Origin of the sequence: Nesterenkonia sphaerica (assembly GCF_005771565.1) — a bacterium.
Classification (GTDB): domain Bacteria; phylum Actinomycetota; class Actinomycetes; order Actinomycetales; family Micrococcaceae; genus Nesterenkonia; species Nesterenkonia sphaerica.
Window position 1 is genome coordinate 147,094 of the sequence record NZ_VAWA01000002.1, and the last position, 21,749, is coordinate 168,842.

Below are 21,749 nucleotides of genomic sequence, written 5' to 3' on the forward strand. Positions count from 1 at the left end.
GCCCCGCCGTGCCTTCCGCCCCGGGCCCCGAGCGTCAGGGCCGCCGGCGCAGGCCCTTCAAGCGAGGCAGCAGATCAGGAGCGCCATGGTGGCTGGGGGTGCTGGCCTGCCTGACCACCGGTGTGGCGCTGCTGCCGTTGTTCTACCTGGTCCTCCGGGCCACCGAGTACCCCGCTGCGGACTTTCTCGACGCGGTCTTCAGCGCACGCAGCGCACGCCTGGCCAGCACCTCACTGGCGCTGACCGGGGCGGTGACCGGTCTGTGCCTAGTCATCGGCGTCGGGATGGCGGTGCTGGTCACCAGAACCTCGATACCGTTGCGGCGGTCCCTGGCGGTCGCCGCCGCCCTGCCCTTGGCGATACCCAGTTATGTGGCCGCCTTCGGGTGGCAGTCGATGAACCAACTTCTCAACCCGGGCACCACCTTCGAAGGCTTCTTCGCCGCCACGGTGGTGATCACCACGGTGACCTACCCCTATGTCTTCCTGCCCGCAGCCGCAGCACTGATGCGGGTAGGACCGGCCCAGGAAGAGGCGGCTCGGGCGCTGGGGCGTGGACCGGTCAACACGTTCTTCACGGTGACGGTCCGTCAGTCCGCGCCCGCCATCACCTCTGGCGGGCTGCTCTGCGCCATCTACGTGGTGGCGGACTTCGGAGCCGTGTCCATCCTGCGCCTGGACACCTTCACCCGCGCAGTGTTCACCAGTTTCTCCATGGGATTCGACCGTCTCGGTGGGATCGCACTGTCATCGGTGCTGCTGGTGCTCACCATGGTGGTGCTGCTGGTGGAAGGCCGGTTTCGGCGCACCTCCACCCGCTATGCGGCCATCGGCACCGATGGCGGCTCCGCCCCGATGCGCCTGAATATGGGCCGGTGGGCGATCCCCGCTTTGGGCCTGGCATGGGCGGTGGTCTTCATCAGTCTCGTGGTTCCCGGTACGGCTCTGGCCTACTGGTCATACCGCGGAGTCTCCACACCCGGCTCGATCGCCGAAGTCGCCGGGGCCTTCGGCAACTCCCTCTGGGTCGCCGCGCTCGGCGCCGCGGCCACCACCATCCTGGCAGTTCCGCTGGCACTGTACATCGCACGGCGCGGCTCCCTGCTCGCCCGAGGCTTGGAAAGGCTGGCCTACCTCGCCCACTCGCTGCCTGGCGTGGTGATCGGCCTCGCGGTGGTCATGCTGGGCATCTCCGTGGTGCCGGCCCTGTACCAGACCACTTGGCTGCTGGTCCTGGCCTACTGCACGCTGATGCTGCCACTGGCGCTGGGGCCCGCAGTTGCGGCGGCACTGAGCGCACCGGCCGAGCTGGAAGAAGCAGCACGCGCCCTGGGGAAGTCGTCACTGACTGCGTATCTGCGCGTCACACTTCCCCTGATGGCACCCGGCATCGGGTCCGGATTCCTGCTGGTGATGCTCACCGTCATCAAGGAGCTGCCGGCAACACTGATGCTGCGCCCCACCGGTTTCGACACCCTGGCCACCCGGCTGTGGACCTACACCGGAAATGATTCCCTCGCAGCAGCGGCGCCGTTCGCCGTCCTGCTGGTCCTCTTGGCCGCCATTCCTGCGTGGCTGATGATTTCCCGACTGCTCAAGGAGGAAAAGTGAGTATCAGTGCCACCGCTGGCGCATTGCACCTGAGGCACATCAGCCACAGCTACGGCCAGCATGAGGTGCTGCACGACGTCACGCTGACCTGTCCGGCCGGAACCTCCACCGCCATTGTCGGCCCCTCGGGCTCGGGTAAGACATCACTGCTGCGCATTGTGGCTGGCTTTCTGCGCCCCGATGCTGGCACCGTGCAGCTGGATGAGGCGGACATCACCGCCAAACCGGCCCACCGTCGCTCCATCGGGCTCGTGGCGCAGGACGGCGGCCTCTTCCCCCACCTCAGCGTTGGCGGCAATGTCTCCTTCGGCCTGCCGCGGTCTCAGCGGACCCGGGAACGTGTGGCGGAGCTGCTCGACCTGGTGAGCCTGCCGGAGGACTACGCGAACCGCCGTCCGGACCAGCTCTCCGGGGGCCAGCAACAGCGGGTCGCCCTGGCCCGGGCCCTGGGCCGCAGTCCGCAGATCATTCTGCTTGACGAACCGTTCTCCGCCCTGGACGCCGGGCTGCGCGAACGGACCCGCAAAGCCGTGCAGCGCGTGCTGCGCTCCACCGGGACCACCGCCCTGCTGGTGACCCATGATCAGGATGAGGCACTGTCCTTCGCCGACACCGTCGCCGTGCTCCAGGACGGCACCCTCCGGCAGGCCGGAGCCCCGGAGGACATCTATGCCCTCCCCGCCGACCTCGGCACCGCTCAGTTCCTCGGTGAGGCCGTGGTCCTGGAATCCTATGTCTCGAAGGGGTCAGCGGAGTGTTCCCTGGGCACCGTCCCGCTGCGCAACGAGGCACCCACAGGGTTCGCCAGTCTCCTGCTGCGCCCGGAGCAGATCGCGGTCAAGGCGCCGGGCCAGGGAGTGCTGGGGCTGGTCCTGGACGCTGATTACTTCGGCCATGACACCACCGCCCTGGTGCGGATCCACGGCCGCGAGGAGGAAGTGCTGGTCCGGCAGCTCAATGCTGAGCCGCTAGAGGTGGGCGAGACTGTGGGGCTGCAGGTGACCGGTACCGGGGTGGCCTACCCGCCATAGTTCCGCCGGCCTCCCGCACAAGCCGCTGAGGAGGTCGACGGGCTATATTGTCCCCGATGACCCAACTGGAGAAGCCTGCACAGGGAGCGTCCACAGCTCGCCTGACCGCCCTTGACGCGACCCGTGCCCTGGCAATCTTCGGCATGATCATTGTCAATGTGGGCTCTGCGGAATCCGGTGGTGTACCAGCACTGATCGTGACGCTGCTCCACGGCCGGGCGGCCATCCTGTTTATCGTCCTCGCCGGGGTGGGAGTCACCATCCTGGGCGCCAGTCTCCGAGCGAAGTCCGCACCGCTGGGCCGGAATCTGGGGTGGCGGGCCGCAGTGCTGCTGGTTCTGGGCCTGGCACTGCAGCAGCTGCCCACGGGGGTCAATGTCATATTGATGCTCTACGCAGCGCTGTTCGTCACTGCACTGGCGGCGCTTCGACTGCCGACTGGGTGGCTGCTGAGCGCGGCTGCGGTGATGACCGTATTGGGTCCGGTGATCTATATCTGGCTGCACAGCGTGTTGGATCTGCAGGGAGATGCTGCGGCAGTGGGCCGGCCCCCGCTGGATTCGGCGACGTCGATCCTGCTCACCGGTCCCTACCCCCTGATTGTGTGGGTGGCTCCCTTCTTGTTCGGCATGTGGCTGGGGCGGCTGGATCTGCGCAGCACAGCGGTGCACCGGCTCCTCATTCTCTCCGGGGCACTCACCGCACTCGTGTGCACCCTCGTCTCCGGGATACTGATCTGGCTGATGGGGGAGCCTGACCCCGATCAGATTGCCGCAGACCATCTGCTGCTGGCCGCCGGACATTCTCAGATGCCGCTGTGGCTGATCTCCGCTGTGGGCACTGCCGTACTGGCGATCGGTCTGCTGCTGGTGGTGACCCCGCGGCTTGGCCGGGCGGCGCATCCGCTCATTGTGACCGGCCAGTTGGCCCTGACCGCCTACTGTCTGCACCTGGTCGCCATCGCCGCACTGGTCCGGCCGGCCTCTGACAATCCGCACCGTGGCCTGCTGGTCAGCGGCGCCATCATCGCAATGATCACCGTGGTGTGTATTGTGTGGCGGGCGTTCGCCACACGCGGCCCCCTCGAAATTCTGCTCCGACTGCCAAACGTTCTCAAGAGGTGATGACACTGACACCCACAACATCTTCCGTGCTGACTCCGCTGACGGCGGTGTGCCTGCTGGCGGCCTCGTGCGGCATCGTGGAGGACGAGCCCAGCCCGCCAGCGACCACAGAAGCGGAGCCCACTGAACAGGCTCCGGAGGAGCCCACCGACGACGCCCCGGAAGAGACAGCCCAGCCAGAGCCCGACCAGCCCGACCAGGATGAGGCTGCCAGGCTGCAGGGGCACGGTATCAGTGCAGGCCATGAACAGGCGGTCGACGCCGCTGAAGAGATCCTGGATCAGGGCGGCAATGCCGTCGACGCCACCATCGCCGCAGCCTTTGCTATCGGTGTGCTGGAGCCCGTGGCCTCCGGTATCGGGGGAGGGGGCTCAGTCATCATCGCTGGCCCAGACGACGAACCGATCTTCTACGACTACCGAGAAGTGGTCAACACCAGCGGCGACATCCCCGCCTCAGGCACCGGGGTGCCCGGCTTCGTCGCCGGCATGGGCCAGCTGCACCAGGACTATGGGGATCTGGAGTGGGAGCAGGTGATGGCGCCGGCAATCGAACTTGCGGGGGAGGGGTTCACGGTCTCTGAGTACCTCAGTGAACGCATAGAGTCCGGCGCTGGCCCCGATCATCTGGCCGACCTGGAGGTGTTCTACCCGGATGGTGACCCCCTCGGCGCCTCTGAGACGCTGGTTCAGCCGGAATTGGAGCAGACACTGCAGCGTCTGGCCGAGGTCGGTTGGGAGGACTTCTATACTGGTCAGCTCGCCGAGTCACTCGCCGATCAGGTCCGGGGTGTCGACGAGGAATCCCTAGCGGAGTACGAGGTCGCCACCTCCGAACCGGTGATGGGCGAGTTCGGCGAATACCAGGTGGTGTCTGCGCCGCCGCCACTGCCCGGCGCGGCCCTGATCCAGATGCTGCAGATCGCCGAAGCGGACGGTGTCGAGAGCATGGCTGCGGACTCCGCGGAATACATCGATGCTCAGTCCCGGGCGTGGAGCGCGGCAGAAGAGACCATCCTCAACGATCTCGGCGACCCTGTGGCAGTGGACGTCCCCGTGGAGGAGCTCACCGACCCCCGCGCTAACGCACAGCTCCAGCCGGAAGGGCCCTCCGGGCAGCCACAGGCAGCATCCGGCGGTCCTGAGGCCTCCGCTCATGCCAACACCACTCATATCTCGGCAGTCGATGAGGCGGGGCTCACGGTCTCCATGACCAACACGGTCACGGATTTCTGGGGCTCGGGGCAGGAAGTGGACGGCTACTTCCTCAACAACGCGCTGAAACGGTTCTCGGACATCGACTCACCAGCCAACCAGCCCGAACCGGGCCGGCGGACGGTGACGTGGTCCAACCCCACTATGGTCCTGAATCAGGACGCGCTGCCAGTGATGGCCATAGGCACTCCGGGGGGCATGCAGATCCTGCCGGCGCTGGGCACGGTCCTGTCGCAGTGGGCGCTGCAGGGCAGCGACCTGCAGGCCGCAGTGGAATCTCCCCGCTTCCGAGCAGAGGAGAGCCAGCTGTTCCTCGAGGAAGGTCAGCCGGGAGCGCTGCGCGATGACCTGGAGGACCTCGGGTGGAGCATCGAAGAGTGGCCCCCGTCCAGCTTCGGCTCCGTCCAGGCGCTGGTGATCGACCACGATTCCGGCACCATCAGCGGCGCTGACGACCCCCGCCGCGACGGCACCCACCGCGTCATCGACTGATACCGTAAGTCCTCAGCACGGGGTGCGCCGAGGCGCTGAGAACACACCCGTTGAACCTGTCACGTTAGTACGTACGAAGGGACTGCGCATGGGGATACCCAACATCTTGTCGATCGCGGGGACCGACCCCACCGGCGGCGCCGGGATACAGGCGGACCTGAAGTCTTTCGCCGCCCATGGGGGTTACGGCATGTGTGTGGTCACTGCCCTGGTGGCGCAGAATACCCAGGGTGTACGGGCCATTCACGCCCCGCCGGTGGACTTTCTGCTCGCCCAGCTGGAGGCCGTCAGCGATGACGTCACCATCCACGCGGCCAAGACCGGGATGTTGGGCACAGAAGAGATCATCGACACCGTCTCACGGTGGTGGGACTCGACCTTCGCCGACGGCGGTGCGCCCACACTGGTGGTGGACCCGGTGATGGTCGCCACCAGCGGGGACCGACTGCTCAACAGCGACGCCGAATCGTCCCTCATCGACTTCCTCCACCGGGCGGACCTGGTCACGCCGAATGTTCCTGAACTGGCCATCCTGGCAGCAGCAGAGCCGGCGTCGTCGTCTGCTGAGCTGCTGCGGCAAGCCCAACGTGTCGCCGACGCCCACCAAACGGTGGTGCTGGCCAAGGGCGGGCACATGTCCGGACCACAGGTGACTGACAGCCTGGTGTTCCCGCTTCAGGGTGGCCGCCGGCCGGAAGCCTACTCGGTGGCCACTGAGCGGATCGAGACCACCAATACCCACGGCACCGGCTGCTCCGTCTCCGCTGCCTTCGCCACGCTGCGCGCTCGGGGGCTGAGCTGGCAGGCCAGCTTGGACGCGGTGAAAGACTGGATGCAGCGGGCGCTGTACGGCGCAGCGCAGCTGAATGTGGGACACGGCAACGGCCCCATCAACCACTTCCCGTGACGCTGGCAGACCTCAGTTGCTGCGCTTCTGCGCCTGCTGCCAGGTGAAGACCGGCGGCTCCGGACCTACTGGACCCGTCGCGTCGTCGCTTCCACGGAACCAATGCGCCGGATCGGGACGGTCAGCCGGGGTCGGGCCGGTGGCACCCTGCCCGGAGGCCGGCGCCTGCTCCCGCAGAGCGGTGACCTTATCCCGGATCTCTGCCATCTGGGTGTCCAGAGCGGCAGCCTGAACGGCGGCATCGCGCAGCTCGTCGAGAATGTCGGAGGGGACCTCACCGTCATAGGTGTAGTAGATCTTGTGCTCCAAAGAGGCCCAGAAGTCCATCGCGACAGTGCGGATCTGGACTTCCACGTAGACGAACTCAGTGCGGTTGGACAGGTAGACCGGCACCTGCAGAATCACGTGCAGGCTCTGATAGCCGTTGGGCTTGGGCCGGCGGATGTAGTCCTTGACCTCCACCACACGCAGATCCGGCTGGCTGCACAGCATCTCCGCCACCCAAAACGCATCGGAGACGAAGCTGGTGGTGATCCGGATCCCGGCGATGTCCCGGATGGAGTGCCGGATCCCCTCCAGCGTGGGTTCGCAGCCGTAGCGGCGAACCTTGTCCAGAATGCGCTCCAGCGACTTCAACCGGTAGTTGACGTGCTCAATGGGGGAGTAGTCGCGGGTGTGCTCGAACTCCTCGCGCAACACATTGATCTTGGTCAGCACCTCGTCCATACCGAATTTGTAGTGCAGCTGAAACTCGGTGAGCTGGCGGCGGATCTCGGCCATCCGCTGTACGGCGTCCGGCTCACCGTGCTGCTGTGCGTTGGAGTTCAGCTGATCCAACAACTGCCGGTACACGGCTCCATCAGCCTGTCGGACCAGCTCGTCGGCGGGGATCTCCTCAGTCGGCGTCACGCCAGAGGACATAGCTTTCTCCTCGTGTACAAGGTAGGTGCAAGTCATACTTGTTCAATTCTTGAGTCTAGTCGGCGCATCTGGGAAGAGGCTAGAAGGTCACGATTGGGTCACCCGGGAGGCCTTGTACCCTTGGAGTGTGAAGCCGAAGTCGCTCAATGCCGCCGCCCGCCAAGACGCACTCCACCGCCTGCGCGCCACCTCTGAACCCGGGGCGGAGCCCTTGGACGTCCTTGTGATCGGCGGAGGCGTGGTGGGCGCCTCAGCGGCATTCGACGCCGCCGGCCGAGGTCTGAACACTGGGCTGGTGGAGGCACGCGACTTCGCGGAAGGCACCTCCTCCCGATCCTCGCAGCTGATCCACGGTGGGCTCCGATACCTTCAGATGCTGGACTTCAAACTAGTGGCTGAGGCGCTGCGCGAACGCGACCTGTTGCTGCGCAGACTGGCACCCCACCTGGTGCGCCCGCTGCCGTTCATCTTTCCGTTCACCACACCGGTGAAGGACCGAGCGTTCATCGGTTCCGGGGTGACGCTCTACGACACGCTGGCCTCCGGCTCCTCACGGCTGCGCGGTCACAAAGGACGCGCCGTGCCGTTCCACCGGCACCTGGGGCGCGCCGGGCTGCGCAAGCGTTTTGCGGGATTGGACGGGGAAAAATACCACGGCGCGTTGGAATACTATGACGCCCAAGTCGACGACGCCCGGCTGGTGCTGACTCTTGCCCGCTCCGCACACAGCCTGGGAGCAGCAGTAGCCTCCCGCACGGAGGTGATCTCCTACCTCCGCGACGACGCCGGCAGCGCCCCGGAGGCCGAGCAGCGGGTCACCGGAGTCCGGATCCGGGACCGGCTCACCGGCGACGAGTCTGACGTCTACGCCAAAGAGATCATCTTGGCTGCGGGAGTCTGGAGCGGCGAGGCGCAGCAGTCTGCCCGGACCACCTCAGGGCTGCGCGTACTGGCGTCGAAGGGCATTCACATCACCGTCCCGCGGGAGCGCATCGCAGCCGAGGGCACCGTCGGGGTGATCACCCAGACAGAGAAGTCTGTGCTGTTCCTGATCCCACTGCGTGACGTGTGGTCAATCGGCACCACCGACACCGCCTGGCGCGAGGCGGTCGACTCCCCAGCGGCCACAGGCTCAGATATCGACTACGTCCTGGAGCACGCAAATGCGGTGCTGGGGGAGAACCTGACGCGGGAGGATGTGCTGGCCACCTGGGCTGGCCTGAGGCCATTGGTGCAGCCGGTCGAAACAGACGAATCCGCCTCGGCCAAAGTCTCCCGCGAACACACGGTGATTCAGCTGGCACCCGGGCTGACCGGCGTCGCCGGTGGCAAACTGACCACCTTCCGGGTGATGGCCGAGGATGTGGTGAATTTCGCCATCGAGGGCACGTTCCAAGACCGCGCCTCCATCACTGAGGCCCTGCCGCTGCTGGGCGGGCAGGGGTACGGCGAATGGGCCGGCCGTGCCGAGGAACTTGCTCAGCGCTACGGGTGGGACGCCGAGCGGACCGACCGGCTGTTGAATCGGTACGGATCGCTGCTCGGTGAGCTGATCGCGCTGATCGACGAGCAGCCGGACTTGGCCGAGCCGCTGCGTGGCGCTCCGTCATACCTGCGCGCTGAGGTCGCCTATGCGGTTTCTGCGGAGGGGGCCTTGCACCTGGATGACATCATGGCCCGACGGACGCGCATGAACCACCAGTTCAGCGACCGCGGGCTGAGTGCAGTGCCGGAGATTCTGGAGATCGCAGCCCCCCGGCTCGGGTGGAGCCGCGAGCGTGCTGCGGCCGAGCAGGCCGCCTATACGGCCCACGTGGACGCTGTGCAACAGGCGGAACAGGTCACCGATGATGCAGTAGCCGCCAAGCTCATCGCGGCGCACCCGGCCGTCCCCTGAGGCACCAGGACCGGTGCGCTGCCCTAGCTCCCGCCCTCTGCGACACGCCGTAGCTGAAGTGGATTTTCGGACTGTACCTGTGGGATCAGCTGTGGAGAGTTGCTGGCCCATCAGCCTGCATCCCCGTGGTGATGCCCCAGGCGCTCCACACCCCATTGTGCACAAGCGGTGGATAACTACATCGCTGTGAGTACAGCATCTAGTGGCTAATGACTTACGCCGACACAAGATGTAGTATTGAGGTGTAGCTACGGACCGGAACCGGAACTTAGCGACACAGATTTCCTGAGATGCGGAACTACACCCGAAGGGACCTTCCTCCATGAGCGTCACCATCTACACCAAGCCCGCCTGCGTCCAGTGCAACGCCACCTATCGGGCGCTGGACAAGAATGGTGTCACGTACAAGACGGTGGACATCTCTCAGGACTCCGAGGCCCTGGAGCGGGTCCGCGCCCTGGGCTACATGCAGGCCCCGGTGGTCATCACTGACTCCGACCACTGGTCAGGGTTCCGTCCGGACAAGATCTCGGAGCTTGCCAGCCAGGGCAGCGCCCCCCAGGCAGCAGTAGCCTGACAAACCCTCGCAGTGAGGAGGGCAACCAATGCGCACCTCAGCACAGCTGATCTACTTCTCCTCGGTGTCGAACAACACGCACCGCTTCGTGGAGAAGCTGGGTCTTCCCGAGGAAGCAACGGCTCGGCTTCCACTGCACACACACAGTGAGACGCTGTACGCCACTGAACCATTCGTGCTCATGCTTCCCACCTATGGTGCTGACGGCGGCCATGGGTCGGTGCCGAAGCAGGTGATCAAGTTCCTCAACGTCGCGTCCAACCGGGCGCTGCTACGGGGTGTCATCGGTGCTGGCAACACGAATTTTCATGACAGCTACTGCATAGCTGGCGACATCGTCGCTCAAAAATGCAAGGTTCCACACCTGTACAGGTTCGAGCTGATGGGCACCCAAGAGGACGTGTCCAAAGTCCACAAGGGATTGGAAGAGTTTTGGAAACAGCAGTCAAGCCTCGCAGCCGCGTAGTCGATTCCACACTGGCCAAGGACATGCCGCCGGAATGGGCCGAGCTGGGCTACCAGGATCTCAACGCCATGCTCAACCTGTACGGAGCACATGGGGAGATCCAGTTCGAGGCAGACCAGCTGGCCGCCCGCAAGTACTTCTTGGACAACGTCAACGTCAACACCGTCTTCTTCCACGACCTCGACGAGAAGCTGAAGTACCTGGTGGAGCACGACTACTACGAGCAGGAGACCCTGGACCTCTACTCCCGCGAGTTCATCCACCAGCTCTGGGACACCGCCTACGCCAGGAAGTTCCGCTTCCCGACCTTCCTGGGAGCGTTCAAGTTCTACACCTCCTACGCCCTGAAGACCTTCGACGGCAAGCGGTACCTGGAGCGCTTCGAGGACCGGGTGTGCATGGTCGCGCTCTACCTGGCCCGCGGCAGCGAGCAGCTCGCGCTGCAGCTGATGGAGGAGATTGTTGCCGGACGGTTCCAGCCGGCCACTCCCACCTTCCTCAATGCGGGAAAGAAGCAGCGCGGAGAGCTGGTCAGCTGTTTCCTGCTGCGCATTGAAGACAATATGGAGTCCATCGCTCGCGGCATCAACTCCGCTCTCCAGCTGTCCAAGCGGGGAGGCGGCGTCGCACTGTCACTGACCAATATTCGCGAGCACGGCGCCCCCATCAAGCAGATTGAGAACCAGTCATCAGGCGTGATCCCGGTGATGAAGCTGCTGGAAGACTCCTTCAGCTACGCCAACCAGCTCGGTGCACGCCAGGGGGCCGGCGCGGTCTACCTCAACGCCCACCACCCGGACATCTTCCGGTTCCTGGACACCAAGCGAGAGAATGCGGACGAGAAGATCCGCATCAAGACGCTCTCGCTGGGCGTGGTGGTGCCGGACATCACTTTCGAGCTGGCGAAGAAGAATGAAGACATGTACCTCTTCAGCCCCTACGACGTAGAACGCGTCTACGGTGCACCGTTTTCGGAGATCTCGGTCACGGAGAAGTACTACGAGATGCTCGACGACGCCCGCATCCGCAAGACCAAGATCAACGCCCGTGAGTTCTTCCAGACCCTGGCAGAGATCCAGTTCGAGTCCGGTTACCCGTACATCATGTTCGAAGACACCGTGAACCGCGCTAACCCGATCGCTGGGCGGATCACCATGTCCAACCTGTGCTCGGAGATCCTGCAGGTTTCCGAACCCAGCGAGTACGCCGCCGATTTGGGCTACCAGACAATCGGCAAGGACATCTCCTGCAACCTGGGTTCGCTGAACATCGCCAAAACCATGGACTCCCCGGACTTCGGCCAGACAATCGAAACCGCCATCCGGTCCCTGACGGCAGTCTCCGATATGTCCTACATCGAGTCGGTGCCCTCCATCGCTGAGGGGAATAAGCGAAGCCACGCCATCGGGCTGGGCCAGATGAACCTGCACGGCTACCTGGCCCGCGAACGAGTCCACTACGGCTCAGAAGAGGGCCTGGACTTCACCAATGTGTACTTCTACACCGTGCTGTACCACTGCCTGCGGGCCTCCAACGCCATCGCTAAGGAGACCGGTGAGACCTTCGACGGGTTTGAGGACTCCAAGTACGCCACCGGTGAGTTCTTTGACAAGTACACCGAGCAGGTGTGGGAGCCGCAGACCTCGACTGTTCGTGAACTGTTTGCTCACGTGCACATTCCTACTCAGGAAGATTGGCGCCGGCTCAAGGCAGAGGTCCAGACCCACGGGATCTACAACCAGAACCTGCAGGCGGTTCCGCCCACCGGCTCCATCAGCTACATCAACAACTCCACCAGCTCGATTCACCCAGTGGCCTCCAAGATTGAGATCCGCAAAGAGGGCAAGATCGGGCGGGTGTACTACCCGGCACCGTACCTGACCAATGACAACCTGGAGTACTACCAGGATGCCTATGAGATCGGGTACGAGAAGATTATTGACACCTATGCCGCAGCCACCCAACATGTGGACCAGGGCCTGAGTCTGACGCTGTTCTTCAAGGACACCGCCACCACCCGCGACATCAACAAGGCGCAGATCTACGCGTGGAAGAAGGGCATCAAGACCCTCTACTACATCCGGCTGCGCCAGCTGGCCCTGGAGGGTACAGAAGTTGAGGGCTGTGTCTCCTGCATGCTGTAGGCGCCAGACCCCCGCACCGCACACGCACCACCTGAGAGAAGGACCGGACCCGAGGTGACCACTTCAGTGACGAACGAAACCCCATCAACGCTGCTCTCCCACGTCGAGGCGATCAACTGGAATCGCCTGCCAGACGAGAAGGACGGCGAGGTATGGAACCGGCTGGTGAACAACTTCTGGCTGCCGGAGAAGGTGCCGGTGTCCAATGATGTGCAGTCCTGGGCGACGCTCACCGAGGAGGAGAAGACGCTCACTATGCGCGTCTTCACCGGGCTGACTCTGCTGGACACCATCCAGGGCACTGTGGGTGCGGTGGCGCTGATTCCGCACTCGCTGACTCAGCATGAAGAGGCGGTGCTGACCAACATCGCGTTCATGGAGAGCGTGCACGCGAAGTCGTATTCGCAGATCTTCTCCACACTGTGCTCCACCAAGGACATTGACGACGCCTTCCGCTGGTCCAAGGAAAACCCGAATCTGCAGCGCAAGGCGCAGATCGTCATGGACTACTACCACGGCCAGGACGGGATGAAGAAGCGGGTCGCTTCCACGATCTTGGAATCCTTTCTGTTCTACTCCGGGTTCTACCTGCCGATGCACTGGTCATCCCGGGCGAAGCTGACTAACACCGCCGATATCATCCGGCTGATCATCCGCGATGAGGCCGTACACGGCTACTACATCGGGTACAAGTACCAGCGGGCACTGGAGCTGGAGACGGAAGAACGCCGTCAGGAGCTGAAGGACTACACCTTCGATCTGCTGTTCGAGCTCTACGAGAATGAGGTCCAGTACACCCATGACCTCTACGACGGGGTGGGCCTGAGCGAGGACGTCAAGAAGTTCCTGCACTACAACGCCAACAAGGCGCTGATGAACCTGGGTTACGAGGCGATGTTCCCCTCCGATGTCACCAACGTCAACCCCGCGATTCTCTCTGCGCTGAGCCCCAACGCCGATGAGAATCACGACTTCTTCTCCGGCTCAGGAAGCTCCTACGTCATCGGTAAGGCGGTCGAGACCGAGGACGAAGACTGGGACTTCTAGGGCATGTCTCCCATATGTGAGGTGATTTCTGCGGCAGGGTGGAGTCATGGCCACTTCCACCGCTTCTCGTTGCCAGCAGCTCACCGATGACCAGTGGGCCAGGATCGAGCCTCTGCTGCCCTCCAACGAAGGCCGTAAAGGTCGGCCGTTCGAGGACTCCCGCAAGGTCGTCGAAGCGATGATCTTCCGTGCCAGGACAGGGATCCCCTGGCGTAAGCTCACCGATGACCAGTGGGCCAGGATCGAGCCTCTGCTGCCCTCCAACGAAGGCCGTAAAGGTCGGCCGTTCGAGGACTCCCGCAAGGTCGTCGAAGCGATGATCTTCCGTGCCAGGACAGGGATCCCCTGGCGTGACTTGCCACGGGAACCTTTCGGGCCCTGGCAGACCGCTTGGAAGCGGCACCGCCGCTACGCTGCTGACGGAACCTGGGACAAAGTTCTAGCCGCACTGCTGGCTGAAGCTGATGCTGGCGGAGAAATCGACTGGAAGATCTCAGTGGACTCGACCATCAGCCGTGCTCACCAGCACGGCACCAACACCACCCGCCCTGACCAACCCACAGGGGGCTCGTTGGAATCACAAGAATCCGCGGACTACCGAGCCTGAAGGCCATGCGGTAGGCCGTTCCCGCGGTGGGCTGTCCTCGAAGCTGCACGCCGCGGTGGACGCCAAGGGCATGCCGATCGCGATTCTGCTCACCGCCGGTCAGCGCAACGACGGGGCGGTGTTCACCGAGGTCATCGACGATATCCGGGTCCCCAGGATCGGGGTAGGACGGCCCAGGACACGACCGGATGCGGTGATCGCTGATAAGGCCTACTCCAACAGCATCATTCGCGACTACCTCACCGGCCGGGGCATCAAGGTGGTGATCCCGCAGAAGTCCAACGAGAAGGCCTCCCGAAAGAACAAAGGCGCCGCCGGGGGCCGTCCACCAGCCTTCGATGCTGACCTCTACAAAGGACGCAATGTCGTGGAGCGGCACTTCGGACTGGCCAAGCAATGGCGCGGCATCGCTACCCGCTACGAGAAGTTGGCCATCACCTACCGGGCCACCGCAGTCCTCTGCGCAGTCGTGGCCTGGCTACGCAAATAGGAGACACGCCCTAGAGTCGGAAGTCATCACTGGGACGGCTGGTGGGCCCCACCTTTGCGGTCGTAGTAACGCACCATCAGCTCCCAGTAGACCATCAGCAAACCCATCTCCAGCGTGACTGCAGCTGCGGCTGGTAATGCGCGGCGCTGATGTGCCGCGATTACGGCGGCCAGCAGGGAAGCCGTGGCGGCGACGTTGACCACCATCGCGGTGTCCCTCGGCCGGTCGGCCAGCCACTGCTCCTCGCCGAGCGCCGCGCGAGTGGACCACGCCCGGTCGTCTGCGGGTTTGCCGAAAACCACCGGGTTGAGCGCCATCCACAGTCCGACCAGCGCGGCGTCGCGTCCGCTGCGTCGCCACACCGGCACCAGCACCAGCGGTGTGCTCGCCCACCGGGTCCACATACTCCACGGATTACTGTGCCGCGCGAACACGGTCCGAACGACTTCCTGCCAGTCCTTCATGGATGGCTCCTTCCCACTCTGAATTTTACGCCGATCCGCCTGCGCTGCCTCTCCAGTGTCCGTGCGGGCACACCGCGTCGCTGAGTCCTGACCGGACCGGGAGCATCTCCTACCCTCGCGATAGCGTTGAAACATGAAGGAACACCGCAACACTCCAGCACCGCAGCTGCCCCAGGGGTATGCCGAGTTGGCGACTCAGCCAGAGTTAGCGGCTGCCTGGAAGCAGGAGGTTGCGGTTCGGCGAGCTCAGGCGGCGCGGATTGCGCACCTCCTCGCCTATAAGAGGCGCAAAGCTGCCGAGAGTTCCGCTGCACATGTGCTGAATCAGCGAACGATACTGAAGGCCATCTACCGAGACGCAGCGGTGCTTCTGGGAATGACGGAGGCTAGCGTGCGGCGGTTGATGGACACCGCGGAGTTTCTTGCCGAACATCTGCCACACACGTGGGACTTGTACTGCGCCGGGGAGATTGACTTCGACCGGGCGCAGAAGGCCGTCTGCCTGGTGGGCGACGTCATAGAAACCACTTCCGGGAAGGACCGGCTGCGGGACCAGATACTGACGGTTGTTGATCAGGAGATCGCTGAGCGTGCACCACAAGCTAACCCGAAGACGCTCCAACGCTGGTTGGCCCGGCGCGTCGCAGAACTGGACACCTCGGGCCATCAGGAGAGGTACACCCGAGCCAAGGCCCGTCGGCGAGTGGATTTCAGGCACTTTCCCGAGGGCATGAGTCGCATTGAGGCACTCCTGCCCACAGAGGTGGTTGGGCCACTGGAGCAACAACTGCATGCCTCGGTGCGGACCATTCCGCGCAAGGAGGCCGCCGATGAGCGCACTTACTCCCAACGGATGGCAGATGTCTTCGCCGGATGGGTGACCAAGGGGTGCGCGACTCACCAGGGCGGTCAGCCAGGGGAGAGGGCCCCAACGCCGACCCGTGGGCGGATCAGTATTCTCATCCCTGCAGCAACTCTCACAGGCCACAGCGACGCCCCCGCAATCAGCGAGGACCGGGCGTTCACGCTTCCCGCGGAAGCAGCTCGTCGACTGGCCGAAGACCCAGAAGCCGCGCATGAATACTACGGCGCGCTGGTGACCCCTAGTCCGGATTCCGCAGGCGATCCGCAGATCAGCCGGGTAGTGAAGTTCGGCCGGAACAATCCCATCGAAGAGTTGAGGCATAGGGCCGAACAATTGCCTGACCTGCTCGGCTCAGCCTCGCAGTCCAGGTTCTTTGCCGGGAACCTGCGGCAGGCGGTCGTCATTCGGGATGGCACATGCCAGGCCCCTGGCTGCGTCGTGCCCGGCCAGCAGGCAGAGGTAGATCACATCACAGCATTTGAGAAAGGTGGGGCCACAAGCGCGGAAAACTCCGCGGTGCTCTGCCACGATCATCACGCGATGAAGGGGCTGGGGCTTCTACCCAGGGCTGGGACGAAAGCCCGAGCGTCCCCGGCAGTGGGTGGAGAACGGCCAGATGAGTGTGCGAAAGCCACCCATCAGGCAGCCTGATCCTGCGGTGATCTAGACTCTTGAGTCATGTCCACACCCGGTGAACTCCTCCTGTATCGCCCCCGTGAGTCTCGTGGCGCGGTGGCGGACTTGGAGGAGGGTCTCAGGCTGCTGGAGGGGACACGGAAGTACGCCATTGACGCGGCGCATCCCGAGGCAGTTCCACCTATGGTGCGCATCTACCGGCCGTGGCCCACCGTGGCCTTCGGGCAACGGGACCGGAAGCTCCCCGGTTTTGACGCCGCACAGCAGGCGTGCCGGGACCTGGGCTTCACTCCCGTGATCCGCCGGGCGGGGGGCCGGGCTGCTGCCTACAATGAGGGCTCGCTCATCGTGGACCACATTGAGCCGACCCGCGACCCCGTCCGGGAGTCCCAGGCTCGGTTCTCTGCCTTTGCGGAGCTCTATACGGAAGCCCTTATTCAGGCCGGCATTGACGCCCGAATCGGACCGCTGCCCGATGAGTACTGCTATGGGGAACACTCGGTGCACGGAGTGCACGTGGAGGCCCCCGACCTCCGCGTCAAACTGATCGGCACCGCGCAGCGGCAGATCGCCACTGGCTGGCTGTTCTCCTCCTCCATCATCGTGGAGGACGGGTCAACGATTCGGCGGGTGCTCACCGACACCTATGACGCTCTCGGATTGGAGTGGGACCCGCTCACAGCCGGGGCGGCCGACGACGTCGCGCCCTCCGTGACAGTGGATCAGGTCGAGTCAGCGCTGCTGGAGGTCTACGCCCAGACCTGGGACCTCACAATGAGTAGGTCACAGCCTCACTGAAGTTCAGCAGGATCGAGCCGATGACGATCAGGAACAGGACGACGACGGCGACCCACCACCAGTCTCGGGTGACTCGCTTCACGGTCTCAGAAACAGGGAGGACGCCATGGATCACATTGCGCGCAGTGGTGACGCCGACCAGCGGAATCACCGCCGCCCAGACGATCATGCAGTAGGGGCACAGTACACCGATGCGGAAGACTGCTGAGTACCAGAGCCACACGCAGAAACCGAAGGCGAAGACTGCACCCGCCTGCAGTCCGAGGTAGTACCAGGACGGAAGCCTCCCCTGAGTGGCCCAGATGGTCACGGCCACACCGATCAACACAGGGAAGCCGACCACACCGAGGAAGATGTTGGGGAATCCGAAGGTCGCCGCCTGCCAGGACTGCATGACTTCTCCGCAGGAGACCCAGGGGTTCACATCACATGCTGTGACGTGTTGCGGATCGTTCCACAGTCGAATTCGTTCGTAGAGCAGCAGGAAGCTGGCGACTGCACCCACGAGTCCGGTCACGAGGAGCCACATAGCAAAGGCGTGAGGCCGTGCAAACATGGGAAGGACACGCCCGGGGGCCACAGTCTCCTCGCGCTGAGGATCCTGGGTATCAAGCGAAGCGGACATCCCACTATGGTACGCGCGCAACCTTGAGGCCAGGCCCCAACAGGGGCCTTAACGCGATCAATCTCACTCTCGGCAGACACTGCGCGGCGGACCCGGCAGCCGCATCGGCCCCTGTGCGCTGTTCAATACTGTGCGATACTGAGGTTATTGGAGGTTCAGACCACACCTGGACCTTCGAGAAGGCTTTCACACGCGAAGAACGGCACGGTCGGCACCCGTCGTGGGCAGAGATGAGTCCGCACGGCAGTACGAAGACAAGCAAGATGCCGCCTCTGACCCTCGCGCGTGACCGGGACGTGGCTTTCGTTGAGCAGAGCGCGCTGTCTCCGCAGTTGGAGACCGGCAGCGCCCGGCGCGAGCACCGTAACCGGTGACCCGACCACCGACACAAGTCGTGGGCTCGCCGAGTGTGGCAGCGCAGGCCACGGCGGGAGCAGAACCTTTTAATGACAACCAGCGCCAACGAACCCGACGAAGTCTTCAATCCCTTCTCCGCGCCCGAACCGGGACATCCAGGAGCTGAGGCGACCGCAGAGAAGGCGGTTGACCCCGTGCCGGCCGATCCCATGGACGTCATGTTCCAGGCCCCTGACCTCTCCAAGGTCCCCGCCGCGCCGAAAAAGACCAAGAACGTTGACTCCTCAAAGCGCGAAGATGACACGCGCAAGGACAGCAGCCAACGGGACAGCAGCCAACGCGACGACGGCAGCCAACGCGACAATGCTCCCAAGGACACTCCCCAGAAGGGCAGTGGCCAGCAGGAGCAGCAGGGCAGCGGCGAAGAGGGCAACCAGGGATCCTCGGACGGTGAGGATGCTCAGAATGGTGACAGTGACGGGGGCAACCGCAAAAATCGCCGCAAGCGCCGCCGGGGCGGGCGGAGCCGGAATCGCTCAGGGGAGAACCAGGACGATACCGGCCAGGACGCCGAAGACGATACCGAACAGAGTCCGGATGACAGCTCCTCCGACGCTCAGGTGATTCGCAAGAAGCGCCGCCGCCGCCGCGGGTCCTCGGATATGGAGATCGAGGAAGATTCGGAAGACGGCCACACCGTCACCAGGATCCGGTCCGGACGAGAGACATCCGGTGACTCCGCTGACCAGGTCACCGGTGTAAAGGGTTCGACCCGGCTGGAGGCGAAGCGGCAGCGCCGTCGTGCCTCCCGGGACGGCGGTCGCCGCCGCGGCATTGTGACCGAGGCAGAATTTCTGGCTCGCCGTGAATCCGTGGACCGAAAGATGATTGTGCGTCAGCGGGGGGAGCGCATCCAGATCGGTGTCCTTGAAGACGGCATACTGGCTGAGCACTACGTCAGCCACACCACCCAGGACTCGCTGATCGGCAACGTCTACCTGGGCAAGGTGCAAAATGTGCTGCCGTCCATGGAGGCGGCCTTCGTCGACATTGGGCGCGGCCGCAACGCCGTGTTGTACGCCGGTGAGGTCGACTGGGAGGGTGCCAATATCGGCAACGCCCCCCGCAAGATCGAAAATGCCCTCAAGTCCGGCGATTCGGTACTGGTGCAGGTCACCAAAGATCCGGTGGGGCACAAGGGTGCGCGATTGACAAGCCAAGTGTCGCTGCCAGGCCGGTACCTGGTGTTCGTCCCCGGTGGGTCCATGACCGGCATCTCGCGGAAGCTTCCGGACACTGAGCGCGCGCGGCTGAAAAAGATCCTCAAGGAGCAGCTGCCCTCCAACGCCGGTGTGATCGTGCGCACCGCTGCTGAGGGTGCCTCCGAGCAGGAACTCACCAATGACATCAACCGGCTGCGATCACTGTGGGAAACCATCCAGAGCCAGGCGCAGGACAAGAAAGTACTGGCCCCCGAACTTCTCTACGCTGAGCCGGACCTGACGATCAAAGTGGTGCGCGACGTCTTCAACGAGGACTTCTCCGCGATGGAAGTCCAGGGCGATGAGACCTGGGACAACATTGAGGCCTACGTCACCTACGTCGCGCCCCACCTGCTGGACCGGTGCAGCAAATGGGAGCCGCAGGAGCAGGGGCCCGATGACATCTTCGGCCATCACCGAATCGATGAGCAGCTCAATAAGGCCCTGGACCGCAACGTCAAGCTGCCCTCGGGCGGCTCGCTGGTCTTTGACCGCACCGAAGCCATGACTGTCGTGGACGTCAATACCGGGAAGTTCACCGGATCGGGCGGAAACCTGGAGGAGACCGTCACCAAGAACAACCTGGAGGCTGCCGAGGAGCTTGTCCGCCAGCTGCGGCTGCGGGACATCGGCGGCATCATCGTCGTTGACTTCATCGATATGGTGCTCGAATCCAACCGTGACCTGGTGCTCCGGCGGCTTGTGGAGTGCCTGGGCCGGGATCGGACCAAGCACCAAGTGGCGGAAGTCACCAGCCTGGGACTGGTTCAAATGACGCGGAAGCGCATGGGCACAGGGCTGCTCGAGGTCTTCTCCAGCGAATGCGAACACTGCGCCGGGCGGGGGATCATCACCCATCCGGAGCCGGTCGAGCACCGGCCCTCCTACGCCTCCGCCGAGCCTTCCGGGAAGAGCGCTAAGAAGCGGAAGAAGCGCGGGAAGAAGAACGACGACGCCGGCCACCAGCCAGACCCCAAAGAGATGGAGAAGCTGGAAAAGGCCTCCCAGGGCATGGCGAAAGTCGCAGCTGCCACCAACGGTTCAGCGAAGTCCGAGGGTGAGGCTGAGTCTCGCCCAGAGCCTGATGAGGCTGAAAAGCCTGAGTCGTCACCGACCCTGACCATTGGTGGGGAGTCGGTGGAGCTTCCCCGCGGCGGGGAGCCCTCAGCACAGAAGAAGCCAGCCGCTTCCCTCGGGGATCTCGAGTCAGCTCTGGAGACTCGGAGCCGACGTCGCGGCCGGCGCGCGGCTGGATCAGCTCAGGGCAGCTCAGGGGAGGTCACTGAGATCAAGACCCCGGTTCAAGGATCGGAAGCGTCATTCGCCGCTTCTGCTGCGAAGAAGTCCGACACTGACCAGCCAGCCACCGAGCCGATCATGCTGGGTGTCGGGGTCAGCGCCGAAGAACTTGCTCAGGGGAATAAGTCTGAGTAGACTGAATCGCTGGCGCTGTTCTGCGCCCAGATACTTTTTCATGCACGTTCAACGAGAGAAGTGAGTCCCAAGTGGTGTACGCGATTGTCCGCGCAGGCGGCCGCCAGGAGAAGGTTTCCGTCGGAGACCACGTGACCCTCGACCGCGTCGAGGCCGAGGCAGGCAGCACCATCGAGCTGCCAGCAGTGATGCTGGTCGACGGGGATGAGGTCACCACCTCTGCCGACGCGCTGTCCAAGGTCACTGTCACCGCCGAGGTTCAGGAGAACCTTCGCGGTAAGAAGATCGTCATTCATAAGTTCAAGAACAAGACCGGCTACCACAAGCGGCAGGGTCACCGTTCTGAGCTGACGCGCGTGAAGGTCACCTCGATCGCCTGAATCGGGCGGTAGACTGGTTCCAGATTTCCCATTCCTGAGAGGTAAAGTTCCATGGCACATAAGAAAGGTGCGAGCTCAACTCGCAACGGTCGCGACTCCAACGCCCAGCGCCTCGGTGTGAAGCGTTTCGGCGGCCAGGCCGTCTCCGCTGGTGAGATCCTCATCCGCCAGCGCGGAACCAAGTTCCACCCCGGCACCAATGTGGGCCGCGGCGGGGACGACACCCTGTTCGCCCTTGCTGACGGTGCTGTCGAGTTTGGCAACAAGCGCGGCCGCAAAGTCGTCAACATCGTTCCACCGGTCGGCTGAGCCGGCCCAGCAGAGTTTCACCGACGGGCGCAGTCCCGTCGAAAGGCCCGGCGGAGCATCGCTCGCCGGGCCTTTTTGTATCTTGAAGACCA

19 protein-coding genes and 1 pseudogene are annotated in these 21,749 nt (G+C 63.9%); 17 read left to right on the forward strand and 3 right to left on the reverse strand.

The genetic code is table 11. The features are described 5' to 3' along the window. Window positions 1-8 precede the first annotated feature (8 nt). From FEF27_RS02190 to thiD, 5 genes are all read left to right on the forward strand, one after another. Entirely contained in the window at window positions 9-1,610 is a 1,602-nt protein-coding gene (locus FEF27_RS02190; protein ID WP_208009582.1) for an ABC transporter permease, read from the forward strand. Next, window positions 1,607-2,641: an ABC transporter ATP-binding protein gene (locus FEF27_RS02195; protein ID WP_166429883.1), complete on the forward strand. Its 1,035-nt coding sequence runs from the start codon at window positions 1,607-1,609 to the stop codon at window positions 2,639-2,641. Before FEF27_RS02190 ends, FEF27_RS02195 begins: the two co-directional genes overlap by 4 nt. A gap of 56 nt (window positions 2,642-2,697) precedes the next feature. Further along, window positions 2,698-3,765, forward strand: coding sequence for a DUF418 domain-containing protein (locus FEF27_RS02200; protein ID WP_138169190.1), 1,068 nt, complete (start codon window positions 2,698-2,700; stop codon window positions 3,763-3,765). Continuing rightward, the gene (locus FEF27_RS02205; protein ID WP_138169191.1) at window positions 3,765-5,471 is read left to right on the forward strand and encodes a gamma-glutamyltransferase family protein; all 1,707 of its coding nucleotides are present in this window, start codon (window positions 3,765-3,767) and stop codon (window positions 5,469-5,471) included. Before FEF27_RS02200 ends, FEF27_RS02205 begins: the two co-directional genes overlap by 1 nt. 88 nt (window positions 5,472-5,559) lie before the next feature. Beyond that, entirely contained in the window at window positions 5,560-6,378 is an 819-nt protein-coding gene (gene thiD / locus FEF27_RS02210; RefSeq protein WP_138169192.1) for a bifunctional hydroxymethylpyrimidine kinase/phosphomethylpyrimidine kinase, read from the forward strand. Between the two features lie 12 nt (window positions 6,379-6,390). Here the strand turns inward: thiD and FEF27_RS02215 are convergent, their stop codons facing one another. Next, a complete protein-coding gene (locus FEF27_RS02215) occupies window positions 6,391-7,299 on the reverse strand; it encodes a GTP pyrophosphokinase (RefSeq protein WP_208009584.1) in 909 nt (302 codons plus the stop codon). 127 nt (window positions 7,300-7,426) lie between these two features. On the opposite strand from FEF27_RS02215, the gene FEF27_RS02220 reads away from it, so the two are divergent. The 7 genes and pseudogenes from FEF27_RS02220 to FEF27_RS02245 all read left to right on the forward strand — a co-directional run bounded on the left by FEF27_RS02220 (window position 7,427) and on the right by FEF27_RS02245 (window position 14,527). Continuing rightward, window positions 7,427-9,196 carry a glycerol-3-phosphate dehydrogenase/oxidase gene (locus tag FEF27_RS02220; protein ID WP_138169193.1) on the forward strand — a complete coding sequence of 590 codons (1,770 nt, stop codon included), beginning with the start codon at window positions 7,427-7,429 and terminating at the stop codon, window positions 9,194-9,196. Window positions 9,197-9,518: 322 nt separating this feature from the next. Beyond that, window positions 9,519-9,773, forward strand: coding sequence for a glutaredoxin-like protein NrdH (gene nrdH / locus FEF27_RS02225; RefSeq protein WP_138169194.1), 255 nt, complete (start codon window positions 9,519-9,521; stop codon window positions 9,771-9,773). A 28-nt stretch (window positions 9,774-9,801) separates the two neighbouring features. Further along, a complete protein-coding gene (nrdI, locus tag FEF27_RS02230) occupies window positions 9,802-10,239 on the forward strand; it encodes a class Ib ribonucleoside-diphosphate reductase assembly flavoprotein NrdI (RefSeq protein ID WP_138169195.1) in 438 nt (145 codons plus the stop codon). Between the two features lie 23 nt (window positions 10,240-10,262). Beyond that, window positions 10,263-12,383, forward strand: coding sequence for a class 1b ribonucleoside-diphosphate reductase subunit alpha (gene nrdE / locus FEF27_RS02235; RefSeq protein WP_138169333.1), 2,121 nt, complete (start codon window positions 10,263-10,265; stop codon window positions 12,381-12,383). A 66-nt stretch (window positions 12,384-12,449) separates the two neighbouring features. After that, entirely contained in the window at window positions 12,450-13,430 is a 981-nt protein-coding gene (gene nrdF / locus FEF27_RS02240) for a class 1b ribonucleoside-diphosphate reductase subunit beta (RefSeq protein ID WP_138169196.1), read from the forward strand. Window positions 13,431-13,476: 46 nt separating this feature from the next. After that, a pseudogene (locus FEF27_RS13455) lies at window positions 13,477-13,590 on the forward strand (IS5/IS1182 family transposase); the annotation flags it as partial. Window positions 13,591-13,608: 18 nt separating this feature from the next. Beyond that, window positions 13,609-14,527, forward strand: a protein-coding gene (locus FEF27_RS02245) for an IS5 family transposase (protein WP_208009613.1) whose coding sequence is annotated in 2 segments (ribosomal slippage) — window positions 13,609-13,992 and window positions 13,994-14,527 — 918 coding nt in all. Because the reading frame shifts where the segments join, the coding sequence is not laid out codon by codon here. A 26-nt stretch (window positions 14,528-14,553) separates the two neighbouring features. Here the strand turns inward: FEF27_RS02245 and FEF27_RS02250 are convergent. Beyond that, window positions 14,554-14,991 (reverse strand): DUF6653 family protein, encoded by a 438-nt coding sequence (locus FEF27_RS02250; RefSeq protein WP_138169197.1) that lies wholly within the window; start codon window positions 14,989-14,991, stop codon window positions 14,554-14,556. 133 nt (window positions 14,992-15,124) lie between these two features. Here FEF27_RS02250 and FEF27_RS02255 point away from each other — a divergent pair, with 133 nt between their 5' ends. Next, entirely contained in the window at window positions 15,125-16,507 is a 1,383-nt protein-coding gene (locus tag FEF27_RS02255) for an HNH endonuclease signature motif containing protein (RefSeq protein WP_138169198.1), read from the forward strand. A gap of 27 nt (window positions 16,508-16,534) precedes the next feature. Then, window positions 16,535-17,290, forward strand: coding sequence for a lipoate--protein ligase family protein (locus tag FEF27_RS02260; RefSeq protein WP_138169199.1), 756 nt, complete (start codon window positions 16,535-16,537; stop codon window positions 17,288-17,290). Here the strand turns inward: FEF27_RS02260 and FEF27_RS02265 are convergent. After that, a complete protein-coding gene (locus FEF27_RS02265; RefSeq protein ID WP_138169200.1) occupies window positions 17,262-17,915 on the reverse strand; it encodes a vitamin K epoxide reductase family protein in 654 nt (217 codons plus the stop codon). The two genes, FEF27_RS02260 and FEF27_RS02265, sit on opposite strands and share 29 nt — an antisense overlap. Before the next feature lie 446 nt (window positions 17,916-18,361). Here FEF27_RS02265 and FEF27_RS02270 point away from each other — a divergent pair, with 446 nt between their 5' ends. The 3 genes from FEF27_RS02270 (at window position 18,362) to rpmA (ending at window position 21,657) form a co-directional block, all read left to right on the forward strand. After that, complete coding sequence (locus FEF27_RS02270; protein WP_138169201.1) at window positions 18,362-20,968, forward strand: Rne/Rng family ribonuclease; 2,607 nt, start codon at window positions 18,362-18,364, stop codon at window positions 20,966-20,968. A 71-nt stretch (window positions 20,969-21,039) separates the two neighbouring features. Further along, window positions 21,040-21,348 (forward strand): 50S ribosomal protein L21, encoded by a 309-nt coding sequence (rplU, locus tag FEF27_RS02275; protein ID WP_138169202.1) that lies wholly within the window; start codon window positions 21,040-21,042, stop codon window positions 21,346-21,348. Between the two features lie 51 nt (window positions 21,349-21,399). Next, entirely contained in the window at window positions 21,400-21,657 is a 258-nt protein-coding gene (gene rpmA / locus FEF27_RS02280) for a 50S ribosomal protein L27 (protein ID WP_138169203.1), read from the forward strand. The last annotated feature ends 92 nt before the right edge of the window (window positions 21,658-21,749 follow it).